At 48.8% G+C, this 12,649-nt stretch carries 7 protein-coding genes; 2 read left to right on the forward strand and 5 right to left on the reverse strand.

The features are described from left to right. Window positions 1–28 precede the first annotated feature (28 nt). The gene (locus tag ACZ5PW_RS19075) at window positions 29–1,399 is read right to left on the reverse strand and encodes an MATE family efflux transporter (RefSeq protein ID WP_464556603.1); all 1,371 of its coding nucleotides are present in this window, start codon (window positions 1,397–1,399) and stop codon (window positions 29–31) included. Between the two features lie 134 nt (window positions 1,400–1,533). Beyond that, window positions 1,534–1,806 (reverse strand): HU family DNA-binding protein, encoded by a 273-nt coding sequence (locus ACZ5PW_RS19080; RefSeq protein WP_464556604.1) that lies wholly within the window; start codon window positions 1,804–1,806, stop codon window positions 1,534–1,536. 489 nt (window positions 1,807–2,295) lie between these two features. On the opposite strand from ACZ5PW_RS19080, the gene ACZ5PW_RS19085 reads away from it, so the two are divergent. After that, window positions 2,296–2,568 carry a co-chaperone GroES gene (locus tag ACZ5PW_RS19085; protein WP_464556605.1) on the forward strand — a complete coding sequence of 91 codons (273 nt, stop codon included), beginning with the start codon at window positions 2,296–2,298 and terminating at the stop codon, window positions 2,566–2,568. A gap of 42 nt (window positions 2,569–2,610) precedes the next feature. Further along, a complete protein-coding gene (groL, locus tag ACZ5PW_RS19090; RefSeq protein ID WP_464556606.1) occupies window positions 2,611–4,200 on the forward strand; it encodes a chaperonin GroEL in 1,590 nt (529 codons plus the stop codon). Between the two features lie 304 nt (window positions 4,201–4,504). Here the strand turns inward: groL and ACZ5PW_RS19095 are convergent, their stop codons facing one another. The 3 genes from ACZ5PW_RS19095 to ACZ5PW_RS19105 all read right to left on the reverse strand — a co-directional run bounded on the left by ACZ5PW_RS19095 (window position 4,505) and on the right by ACZ5PW_RS19105 (window position 12,631). Next, window positions 4,505–6,940, reverse strand: coding sequence for a glycosyltransferase (locus tag ACZ5PW_RS19095; RefSeq protein ID WP_464556607.1), 2,436 nt, complete (start codon window positions 6,938–6,940; stop codon window positions 4,505–4,507). A 187-nt stretch (window positions 6,941–7,127) separates the two neighbouring features. Then, window positions 7,128–10,106 carry an AIR synthase-related protein gene (locus ACZ5PW_RS19100; protein ID WP_464556608.1) on the reverse strand — a complete coding sequence of 993 codons (2,979 nt, stop codon included), beginning with the start codon at window positions 10,104–10,106 and terminating at the stop codon, window positions 7,128–7,130. A gap of 41 nt (window positions 10,107–10,147) precedes the next feature. Then, window positions 10,148–12,631: a sensor domain-containing diguanylate cyclase gene (locus ACZ5PW_RS19105; protein ID WP_464556609.1), complete on the reverse strand. Its 2,484-nt coding sequence runs from the start codon at window positions 12,629–12,631 to the stop codon at window positions 10,148–10,150. Between the last annotated feature and the right edge of the window lie 18 nt (window positions 12,632–12,649).

The following is a 12,649-nucleotide window of genomic DNA, read 5'->3' on the forward strand; positions in this document are numbered from 1 at the left end:
GGAGCCGCATTTGCAGCTCCGGCGTTTCTTATTCAATGACTTTCATTTTTTCCCATTCTCCACCCTTGAAGCGCCAATAAAATACCACACTGAGTACCATCACATACGCGGTAAAAATACTCCACAGAAAGCGGTCATCCCAATGAAGTATCTCAACACCGGCATAGCAGGGGATAACCATAAGGAAAAGACACACCAATCCGATTGTCTTCATGATGAAAACTACGTCTCCGGCTCCCTTGAGGGCTCCGGAGTACACAAGGGCCATGCCGTCAAACAAAATATATGCTGCCATGAAAAGCAGGTAAACGCGGCCATGGACCAATACTTCTTCAAACTGCAGGTCATTGAGCTCATCAGGACGAAAAAGTGAGATCAGGGCGTCCGGAAAAATCATGTAGATTGCCCCCATGAACAGCATCCACAGACATGTTATGTGAAAAGCGCACATGGTGGCCCTTCTGGCATAATCAGGCCTGCCTTTTCCTATTGCCTGCCCGACCAGCGTACTCACGCCCACAGAGATCCCATAGGCCGGAAAAAAAGAAATTCCGTCTATGGAGAGTGCTATATTGCTCGCTGCCAGAATTATGGTTCCGAGCCTGCCTACCATGTATACAAAAAAAGTGATCGCGAAAATATCGAGAAAAAACTGAACCCCGTTCGAAAGACCATATTTAATGAATCTGCGGAACAGATCAGCATCGAAATGCCATCGACTTCTGGTATGGAACCGTTCTTCATTCCGTTTTCGAAAAATCAGACAGCAATAAATCAGGACAATAAGAGCCCAGGCTGCGACAGTGGCAATTGCCGCCCCCCTTATCCCCAGCTCAGGAAAAGGCCCTGCTCCGTAGATCAAAGCATAGTCCAACGGGATGTTCACTACCGCTCCGACCATGTTCACAATCATAACCGCTCTTGTAAGCCCTCGCCCGGAATAGAAACCGGATAAAGCGGTATCGAGAACCGGCAGGCCTGCTCCGAGCATAAGAATCCTGAAATACTGGATCTCAAGCTCAAGAACCTCAGGCGGATGCCCGCCCCTGACCAGAACCGGAGTCATGGAGTAGGCCATCAAAGCCAGAATGGCCCACCCGATCAGTGAAAAGTATATGCCCTGCCAGAGGCTGACAGCGACCTTCTCAGGTCTAGCCGCCCCTGTATATTGCGCTATGAATACATTAATATAGCTAGCCACACCCATAAAAAATGAGATGAACAGAAAAGCAAGAATACCAGCAGGCAAAGCCGCGGCAATAGCCTCAACAGAATACCGACCGAGAAAAATGCGGTCAGTCACCTGCATCACAGTGGTAGAAGCCATACTTACTGCCAGAGGCATACTTATATTAAGCACATGTTTATAACCGAAGGGTTTGTCCCATAGCGATACCATTGTCGTTTTCTCCATGATTTTTAAGATGCGGCTACAGGAATTCCGGCTAAGTCGCATGACATTTTTCAGCTAATAAAAAAAGCCGCTTCCGGAATGTTCCGGAAGCGGCTTTTAACAGTCAAAATTATCAGAGACTATTTCACTGCGTCCTTGAGGAACTTTCCGGGGGTGAATTTTACACCGCGAGAAGCAGGGATTTCAATGGCCTGACCGGTCTGGGGGTTACGGCCGGTGCGAGCGGAACGCTCTACGGTCTTGAAAGTACCGAAACCTGTAAGGGTAACATTACCTTCTTCTTTGAGGCCATCTTCGATTGCACCGAGAACTCCGTCCAGTGCAGCTGCGGCGTCTTTCGCGCTCAGGTCGAGTTTTTCCCGGATTTTCTTAACAAGAACAGTCTTACTCATAATTTACTCCTTCAAAATAATTTTAGGCCGCTTCATTGGCGGCAATCCGTCCCCTCAGAAGCCACTACACCAGTTAGAAAGAAAAAGCCATAGTCTAAGCCAAATCTTAACTGGATGAGATTTTTATTAACAGAAACACATCTACGAATCTTTAATCCCGCAAAACAGCAGGAGGGGGCAAAATCTGGTCGGAAGTGGCGGACTACAAGGAATAACGGAGCCTTGTCAAGTCTTTCCAGACCTTATCTTAAAATAACATCAAGAATTAACGATATTTCTTTCAAAAAGTCTATTTGATACTTTTTTGAGCATTTTTTTTGCCTACAGTGTTGACATCTTTTCCCACTGTCTTAGTTATAAGCAGCTTCCCTTGCGAAGCCTCTGTACCGCAGAATTGAGCGGACATTAAATTTAAAAGTCTGATCCGCCCATCCACGCGGATTACTTATTATTATCACAACAAAAGATTATTCTATTCTGGAGGAACAAATGAATCTCAAGCCGTTACAGGATCGTGTTCTCATCAAGCGTCTGGAAACCGAGCAGAAAACCGCCGGTGGCATCATCATCCCCGACTCCGCCAAGGAAAAACCTATGAAAGGCGAAGTAGTCGCAGCTGGCCCCGGCAAAGACAACAATGCCATGACCGTCAAAGCCGGTGATGTTGTCCTTTTTGCCAAGTACGCAGGCAATGAGCTCAAGATCGATGCTGACGAGTTCATCATCATGCGCGAAGAAGAAATCCTCGCAATTGTAGAATAACCCAATTCTTTCAACACATTTTCTATTCAGGAGAATCAATAAATGGCTAAATCTATCGAATTCGAAGTCACTGCACGTGACCGCCTCAAAAAAGGTGTTGATACTCTCGCCGAAGCTGTAAAAGTTACTCTCGGCCCCAAAGGTCGTAATGTTGTGATTGAAAAATCCTGGGGCGCTCCCACCATCACCAAAGACGGTGTTACCGTTGCAAAGGAAATCGACCTTGAAGACAAGTTCGAGAACATGGGCGCACAGATGGTTAAGGAAGTTGCTTCCAAAACCAACGATATCGCTGGTGACGGAACCACTACCGCTACCGTACTCGCCCAGTCCATCTTTGCTGAAGGTGTAAAGCTCGTAGCTGCCGGCCGTAACCCAATGTCCATCAAACGCGGTATCGACTCTGCTGTTGAAGCTGTGGTTGAAGAACTCGGCAAACTGGCCAAACCTACCCGCGACAAAGCTGAAATCGCTCAGGTCGGAACCATCTCCGCCAACAACGATTCCACCATAGGTGAAATTCTCGCTGAAGCTATGGATAAAGTAGGCAAGGAAGGCGTCATCACCGTTGAGGAAGCCAAGTCCATGAAGACCGAACTGGACGTTGTTGAAGGTATGCAGTTCGACCGCGGCTACCTCTCCCCCTACTTCGCAACCGACACTGATAAAATGGTCTGCGAATTTGAAGATCCCATGATCCTCCTCTGCGAGAAAAAAATCTCCAACATGAAAGAACTGCTCCCCATCCTTGAGCAGGTTCTCAAAATGTCCCGTCCCCTGCTCATCGTAGCTGAAGACGTGGACGGCGAAGCTCTTGCAACTCTCGTTGTAAACAGACTCCGCTCCAACCTCAATGTCTGCGCGATCAAAGCTCCCGGCTTCGGTGACCGCCGCAAGGAAATGCTCAAAGACATCGCAACCCTCACCGGTGCGACTGTTGTTTCCGAAGATATCGGCCTTTCCCTCGAAGCCATGACTGTCGAAGGTCTCGGTTCCGCAAAGCGGGTACGTGTGGACAAAGAGAACACCGTTATCGTAGACGGCGCTGGTTCCGTTGATGAAATCAAGGGCCGCGTAAAGCAGATCGAATCTCAGATCGCTGATTCTTCCTCTGACTACGACCGTGAAAAACTTCAGGAACGCCTCGCCAAGCTGGTCGGCGGTGTTGCAGTAATCAAAGTCGGTGCTGCTACTGAAGTTGAAATGAAAGAAAAGAAAGCCCGTGTGGAAGATGCTCTCAACGCAACCCGCGCAGCTGTGGAAGAAGGCATTGTTGCCGGTGGTGGTACCGCTCTCGTACGTTGTGCCAAGGTTCTCGACGACCTCAAGCCCGGCAACGATGACGAACAGGCAGGCATCAACATCATCCGCCGTGCTGCCCAGCAGCCTCTGCGCATGATTGCTGAAAACGCAGGCTTCGAAGGCTCTGTTGTTGTGGAAAAAGTAGCAGCAGGAACCGATGGTTTCGGTTTTAACGCCGGAACAGGTGTTTACGAAGACCTCATCGCTGCTGGCGTAATTGATCCTAAAAAGGTTACCCGCATCGCACTGCAGAACTCAGCTTCTGTTTCCGGTCTGCTTCTGACCACCGAATGCGCAATCACTGACGCAGTGGAAGAAGACGAAGATTAATTCTTCTTCAGACACAAAAGTTCATAAGGCCCGGCAGCGCAAGCTTCCGGGCTTTTTTTATGCCCGGCGTAACAACAATCCTGTGCAATCATGAGTCAGGTTTCACACTCCGGATGCTACATCCACCATAGTCGGCCTTTTCCCATTTTATTTATATTCGGCAAGGCGCATGAAAGACAGTTCAGATTCAAATAAGAAACCGCAACACCATTTCAGGTATTGCGGTTCAAAATTATGACAAGAAAACTCTTAAAATCAGTCAGGATTTCAATCGACAGTAAATAAAGTTGTAACTTCCATCCTTCTACTGCTGCATTACACCTCGCCTCGAAAGATTTTCATACATGGTCCATGTCTTAAGGAATTCGGCATCGAAAGACCTTTCTTCGGTATAAGCCCTGGCACTATGCTTCATATACTGTAACAGTTCGGGATGGTCACTGATACGGACAATGGCCCGGGCAAGCGCGTCAGCGTTTCCGGCTTCCACAATCAGTCCGGTTTTGTCTTCGATTATATTCTCGCAGGGACCACCGAAATCGGTGACTATAACAGGCAGACCGGAAGCCTGAGCTTCAAGTACCACATTGCCGAAGGTGTCCGTTGCTGACGGAAAGACGAAAACATCGGAACTTGCATAACACTGGGCAAGTTCTTCACCCTCCAGATAACCGGTAAATGTAACGGGTCTCCCTTCAAGCCGCTTCCGCATTTCCTCATGATAAGGACCGTCACCTACAACCACCAGATGAAGATCAGGCCGCATGGGCGAAATTGTCCTGAAAGCCTCGGTAAGAATATCAAGGTTCTTTTCCCGTGACACCCGGCCAACGTAAAGGAGCTTGGTAGGTTCCTTCACCTTGAACCTTCCATTATAAAAACCGTTACGCTTCTCCGGTGTGAAGCGGTGTATATCCACTCCCCGAGGATAAACCTTGATCTTTTCGACATCAACGCCCTTCGCCGCCAATTCATCACCCGTTGCCTCAGAAGGAACAAAAACAGTATCCATCTGATTGTAAAACCAGATCATGAACTTCCAGGCCATATCTTCAAGGCCTGTGTCATCGGTGAATGCCCTTACGTACTGCGGAAAAGCTGTATGGTAAGTACCGTGAACCGGGAGTTTCAACAGGCGGGCCACGGCCAGACCTGCGAGACCGACAGGCCCCGGAGTTGCCAGATGCAGCAGGGTATAGTTGTTTTCCAGACAATGCGACAGAACCCGAAGGAACGGAGGATATTTAAAAGAGAGTTCAGGATACTCGGGAAGATCAAATTCTCCGGCAGGATTGAAATTAACTACCTGCTCTCCACCTTTATCAGCACCGCAGGTTACGACCGTCAGCTTTTTATCATGCTTGCGTGCAACATCCAGTTGATGCTGCAGGGTCAGAGCAACTCCATTCACATCACTGAAAGTATCGGTGAAATGAGCAATCTTAGTCTCTGCGCCTAGAGGATCATCCAGATTGAAGGCCAGCATGCAATCGCGGGCGAGTTCACGTTCACGCGCGAAAAGCCCATAGGAGAGGAAGTACGGAGCAAGGAGGGCATACAGAGAACCTGCAGCGCCAACGGTATGAAAAACGTCAAAAAAATTAGCGCCTAAAGCGCTGTTTATTATTTTATCTCCCAGTCCGGAAAGAACCTTGTCAGTTGCATTACCCACAAACCGGAACCATTCTTCCTCAAGTTCTTCAGGTTTGTTTTTAAAGCCGCCGCTGACTTTCCTCGCTCCCTCATCGGTTAAAACGATGCGGTTAGCTTCACGCAGCAGCGCTGCCTGAACAGAATCCGAGGTTTCAAAATATTTCTTTGACCGCTGGCGGTAGATGAAATTCTGCAATTTATCCAGAAGAGTAGGGTCCTCTTTGTCTCCGGGATCCAGAACATTATCCATGAACCGAAAGCATTCTGCCGAGCGTTTCAGTTTATTGATGTCGAAATGGCTTTTATAAAACTGGTAGGCTATACCGTACAGATTATGAGCCATAGTATGCGGTGTCGCGGGATTTCCCTGCACCATTCCGCGCCCCTGTGCCACTGCCTTGAGCATTTCCTGAGGGCTTTTACAATCTACGAATTCAGTGTAGACGCGAGCTATATTGATACCGGAATGATCATCAGATCCACCGGTCAACCCTTTGACCCAGGGAGTTTCACCATAAGGTTCGATATCATGCTTATTGGCGAGTTGATCTATTTTTTCGGGAGTCAGGCTGTTTACGATTGAGCGGAGGGCGTCATTCTGCATTTCATCACGGGTACCGTTCAGTTCAAGGGTATTGAACATAAGCAGTGCCATCTCGAAATGTTCAGGTTTAAGACGCTCGTTTACCGCAAACAATGGGTGGGCCAGCACGTGGACAATCCCCTGCTCCCTCAGATAGGGAACAAGTTCAAAGACATTCTCACGGACTTTCTGGAACTCCCTATGATGCTCTTCAGTGATATCATAAGCCAGAACGTGTAGCTTGCATCCGTCTTCAGGGAAGTAAGTTGTAATCTCTTCACTGACAAAAGCGTTATCAAGGTGAGCGATTTCCAGACTGCCGTTGATCGTGTTGTGATCCGTTATGGTGACCATGTTCATGGAACGGGCACAGGCTCTTTCATAAATCTTCAACGGCTCGGTAAAGCTTTCAGGACACCCCAGTTTCTGCAGAATCCACTGGGAAGGCCTTGTTGAAAATTTAGAATGAACGTGCAGGTCCACCCTCACGTTAGTACCTCTCATGGAAAAATCCTCCTGAAACTCTCGCATTGCCTGCGTCGAGACTGGCGTTATTTTTTGCCTATTTAATAAGGAGAGAGGCCCGTAACTAACCCACGAATAAGTTACAGTTTAGAGTTTTTTCAGAGAACAATAAAAAGGCCGCATCCCTTATGTGACGCGGCCTTTACAAACTTATACGAATCTAAATCTACCAGTTCAGAGTTTCCTTGAAGGCATGTGCAAGCTCGTGAATTTTGCTTCTCACAATACCATCGGACCCTTCTGAAAGTCCGAAGGAATTAAGACCGGTGGTCATACCTATCCGCTGACAAATCTGCCCGGCGAAAAGCTCTTCGAACCTGTTCGCGTTTTCCGGTGCTACTGTTACAGCAAAACGGGATGCCGATTCACTGTAAAGAACCGACAGGGTGGACATGCCGTACTCGGTAGGAACAGATCTGAGGTCTACTTCGCAGCCGATGCGTCCGCCGATGGACATCTCTGCCAGAGCTACTCCAAGCCCGCCATCAGAAAGGTCATGACAGGCGCTAACCAGTCCCTGACGCATTGCCTGATTCAAGGTTATGTAACGGTTCTTGGCGGTAAGCACCTCAACATGAGGGACCTTGTTGTGACTGAAACCAAGCTGGGAAGCCACTTCGGAACCGCCCATTTCATCGCGGGTCATACCGAGAATATAAATAAAGTCGCCGGCCTGCTTGAAGTCGGATGTCACACACATATTGATGTCAGGCACGGTTCCCACTGCGGAGAAAAGAACGGTCGGGGGAATGGAAATCTTGACATTTCCGCCCTTGTAGTCATTCTTCATGGAATCCTTACCGGAAATACACGGAACACCGAAAGCGCGGCAGAAGTGGGACAGAGCCTGGTTGGCACGCACAAGCTGCGCAAGCTTGTAATGACCGTCCGGAGTAGTCTCGGACTGAACAGGGTCGCACCAGCAGAAGTTGTCGATACCGGCCATGTGAGTAATGTCACCGCCGACAGCAACAGCGTTGCGGATAGCTTCGTCAATGGCGTTGGCCATCATCCAGTAAGTGTCCAAATCTGAGAATTTGGGGCAGATACCATGTGATACAACCAGCCCTTTGTCAGAATCAAAATCAGGTCTCAGCACACCTGCGTCAGCCGGACCGTCTTCCTGCTCACCGACCAGCGGCTTGACGACACTCTTGCCCTGAACCTCATGGTCATACTGACGGATGACATATTCCTTGCTGCAGATATTGAGTCTTCCGAGCATATCCTTGAGCAGCGAGGTATGGTCCTCCACCTCTGGCTCACCGGTGAAATCAATTTCAGGACGGTCCCAGACAGCCTTGAGTTTCATCTGGGGAACACCGTCATGCAGAAAGTCCATGCGCAGGCAGGCTACAGGCTTATCACCGTAGCGTATGTTGTACAGACCGCTGTCGGTATATGTTCCAAGTGCAGTCGCCTCCACATCCATTTCACGGGCGAGTTCCATAAATTCATCAAGTTTCTCAGGCGGAACAGCAAGGGTCATGCGCTCCTGAGCCTCTGAAACAAGAATTTCCCAGGGCTGCAGACCATCATATTTCAATGGAGCCTTGGCGAGGTCTAGATCACAACCGCCACTGTCTTCAGCCATTTCACCGACCGATGAGGACAGTCCGCCCGCTCCGTTGTCTGTGATGGCATTGTACAGGCCGAGATCACGAGCGCGCATCAGGCAGTCGTACATTTTGCGCTGGGTAATGGGGTCGCCGATCTGGACTGCTGTTGCTGGAGATCCTTCATGCAGCTCTTCGGAAGAGAAAGTGGCTCCGTGAATACCGTCTTTTCCTATCCGGCCGCCGGTCATGACAATAATGTCACCGGGCATGGCTTTCTTTTCATGGCTGGGACGGCCGGCAGCTTCAACAGGCATAGTTCCGATAGTACCGCAGTACACCAGAGGCTTGCCGAGATATCTTTCGTCAAAAACAATGGAACCGTTGACTGTCGGGATACCGGATTTGTTTCCTCCGTGCTCTACACCCTCACGCACACCTTCAAAAACACGGCGCGGGTGCAGCAGGCGGGGCGGAAGCTCGCCTTCATGAAACGGAGAAGCAAAACAGAACACGTCAGTGTTGCAGAGAAGGTTTGCCCCCAGCCCGGTTCCCATAGGATCGCGGTTGACACCTACAATTCCGGTCAGTGCACCACCGTAAGGGTCGAGAGCGGAAGGACTGTTGTGAGTCTCCATTTTCACGCAGACATTCATTTTGTCATTGAATTTGATGACGCCGGCGTTGTCCTTGAAAACGGACAGACAGAAATCACCTTCGCCCTTTTCGGCGCGGATTTCTTTGGTGGTATTCATGATGCAGGTCTTGTAAAGACTGTCAACAGTGGATGAAACACCTGTCTCTTTGTTCTCGTAGTCAATTCTGGAACTGAAAATTTTATGTTTGCAATGCTCCGACCAGGTCTGCGCCAAAGCCTCCAGCTCAGCATCGGTCGGCTTTGCGGTAAGCCCCATTTCCTCGCGCTGCTTCACAACTTCGGGGTCAGTGTAATAATCCCTTATGCAATGAAACTCCTCAAGGCTCAGAGCAAGTGTATTAGCACGACTGAACGCCATCATCTCTTCATCACTCATGGAAGCGATATCAATGACAGCCACTTCATCACTTGCTTTACCTGTAACCCGTGCAGCCTTGGCTTCAAAGCCGGGAGACTTTACCCATTCATCAGCTGAACGGATTTCGTAGCGCTGAATCAGTTCGTTTGCCAGCAGATCTCTGGCGATATGGCTGACCTTCTCCAGCCCCAGATCTTCTGAGAAAAGGTACTGAGTGGAAGTATATACCTTTATTTTCTCGGGATCTTCGGGTTTAAGAACCAGTGTGAGGGACTCCTGTGCGGTACGGCCTTCGTTATCAGTAACTCCGGGACGAAACCCGACCTCAAGGTTCCAGGCAAAATCTTTTGCAGCCGGTTCCAGAGCAGGAGTATGCAATACCGGGTCATGAAGGACACCAAGTTCAAGTACCTTTTCTATTTCGTCTTTTTCAAGACCTTCAACAGTATATACCTTGATGGTCCGGACTTCTCCGGCCTCGATACCGAGTTCCTCTTCGATCTTGTTGGAAACTTTATGTCCGTGAACATCACGGACATGGTCTTTAAGTGCGACCTCAACACGCCAGAGCATGGTCATCTCCCTAATATAGTTATAAAAGACAAGGTCCGGGCTTATTCCGCCCAGACCAATGCATTTCCGCCTGAATCCTTGGCCATGTAAGTGGCCCTGTCAGCCCGGTTGAGCATCTGATCGTGGGAATCCTCCTCCCTGATCAGGGTCAATCCGCCGCTGATGGTTACTTTGCCACGAAATTTCTTTTCAATACGGAGTCTTATCCTGTTCCCTATTTTTTCCAAAGCTTCGGAGCGTACCTCGGTTATGATTATACCGAACTCATCTCCCCCGTAACGACAGGGAAAATCCATCCCCGCCCGGAGCTCAGCCTTGAGGATATCCGCAACGGATTTGAGAACTTCATCACCGGCCTGGTGGCCCTTCGTATCGTTAACCTGTTTAAAACCATCCAGATCAAAAAAGAGCAGCCCCATGGGCCTGCCGGTACGCCTGCTTCTGGTCATTTCCCTTTTTAGCAAGGTATTGAACTGTGTATGGTTGAAAAGGTCGGTAAGACCGTCAAAAATAGCCTGACGCTTGAGCTTGTCTTCCAGTCTGCGAATATGGGTCAGATCACGTGCGACAATAAGATGTCTCTCCCCGGGGCCAGCCAATCTGTTGACAGCAAGCTCAAAAGGACGCCCGGCTGTATCTGTTCTTTTAAGAAGAACTTCCACAACTGTTTTTTTCTGATCAAAAATCTCGGGCCCCCAACGACCGGTAAAAGTCTCACCGGGCGTGGCTATATCAAAAATATTTCTGCCGAGAAAAATCTTCGAAAATCTGGCTGATGCATAATTTATATTTCCACGCTTATCCACAGTGAGAACAACATCACGCATCGAATCCACGAGGCCTTCAAGAAAATCACGCTGCTTGAGAGCCTGAACCTGGCTCTCGGAAATTTCCCTGATGTTTTCCATGACCACGGAAATCATCTTGTCCTCGCCCCGTTTCTGCCTGTATGCAGAAACATATATACAGGCATCCTTGGGAACCCCTCCTGTACGAAGAGTGACGCACATTATTTTACTGAAGGAGGGACGTTCTTCACTTTCAATAAAGCTGCTCCACCCTCTTCCAAGTTCAACCCCGAGACCTTCCTTGAACAACTCGGCAAAATCTTTTTTGCCAGAAGCGGTGGCTCCCCCCAGGAAACGGACCATTTCGTCATTCATATCAAAGAGATTACCCTGCCTATCAAGGGTTGCAACTCCAAGAGGAAGGTTTTCAAGTGTTTCCGCACGATCCTCTATGAGATGCTGCTTTGCGCAATAATGCTCGTATGCCTGCCCGATAAACTGGAAGTAAAGTTCAAGGTTTTTCTTTTCACTGCTGGATAATCCTCTGGCTGCATACCTGAAACGGCCAAAAAGCGCTGAACGGCTATGTATATCGATTCCACTCCCGCGCTTTGACCAGGGGAGTTGATCAAGCGGATGACTTCCATCACCCTTCTCCACTCCTGTTTCAGCAGACCTGTACAAGGTATAGCTGTCATTATGCGGAGATTTAAGAGCCAGTTCCCAATCTAAAATGTCCCAACTGAGTTTGAGATGCCTGGCAATTATTCTGGCAATGGATTTTACGCCGCCCTCAGCAGTAAGCAGCTCCAGGCTCATGAAATAATTGGACTGCAGGCTTTTTATGGAGTGGTTGTAGAAATGATCTTCCCCGGCTCCCTCATCCATACCGATAATTTTCAGCATGGATTGAAATTTGGTCCGGCAGACAGCCCTGAAATCTTCGATCACGTCCTCTTCCATACCCAGTATATTCTGTAACTGAACTTCAAACTGGAGGACATTGAACGGAGCAGAATCGTTACCCAGTTCCATCTCTGCCCACCGTGTAGCGAGAATCACAGACTGGGTGGGAAGATCAAACCTTTCTATATAGTCAATGGCATGATGGTGCTGCAACGAAGGGCAATCCAGATTACTCATTTTCCATCTGGACAGCAGAAGCTGGCTCAAAGCGCCGTGATTCATACCCCAGTTTTCAGTTTCAGCCTCTATCTGCCCTGGATAAGAACGTGTGACAGAGCCCATTTCAGCAAGTCTGGGGATTTCCTTGGGAGCAGCACAACGCAGAAACAATAAGGAAATATCTTTAAGCAGGCAGCATAGATAGACTTTATCCGCCTGGTCGGGACATATTCTTGAAGCTATCAGTTGAGCTGCTATTGCCCCCCAGACAGTCAGCATCCAGTCACTATAAATCTTGTAATCGTCATCCTCGACTTTACTGCTGATGTGCTTCTGATATGAAACTGTTACTGCAAGATTTAGCAGTTCCCGGGTTCCGAGAACCACGGCTGCCCTTTTAAGATCTGAAATTTCCTGAGAAAGTCCGTAAAAAGGAGAGTTGACGAGCGTTAGGATGGTGGTTGAGAGAGCTGGGTCCATGCTTATTATTTTACCGAGAACGGCAAAATCCGGCTCAGATTTAGAGGCCTCCTCCATAAGCTGAAGCATGACCGGAGGAAAGCTGAGTTTCATCATCAGCCTCGGAGATTCGAGTATTTCATCCAGACTCATCTGCTGCTCCTTTACAGT

Source organism: Maridesulfovibrio salinus, from assembly GCF_055394525.1.

Coding starts and splice junctions, on each gene's coding strand:
- ACZ5PW_RS19095 (WP_464556607.1), bottom strand. CDS start 6,940: ATGAGAGGTACTAACGTGAGGGTGGACCTGCACGTTCATTCTAAATTT.
- groL (WP_464556606.1), top strand. CDS start 2,611: ATGGCTAAATCTATCGAATTCGAAGTCACTGCACGTGACCGCCTCAAA.
- ACZ5PW_RS19105 (WP_464556609.1), bottom strand. CDS start 12,631: ATGAGTCTGGATGAAATACTCGAATCTCCGAGGCTGATGATGAAACTC.
- ACZ5PW_RS19080 (WP_464556604.1), bottom strand. CDS start 1,806: ATGAGTAAGACTGTTCTTGTTAAGAAAATCCGGGAAAAACTCGACCTG.
- ACZ5PW_RS19085 (WP_464556605.1), top strand. CDS start 2,296: ATGAATCTCAAGCCGTTACAGGATCGTGTTCTCATCAAGCGTCTGGAA.
- ACZ5PW_RS19075 (WP_464556603.1), bottom strand. CDS start 1,399: ATGGTATCGCTATGGGACAAACCCTTCGGTTATAAACATGTGCTTAAT.
- ACZ5PW_RS19100 (WP_464556608.1), bottom strand. CDS start 10,106: ATGCTCTGGCGTGTTGAGGTCGCACTTAAAGACCATGTCCGTGATGTT.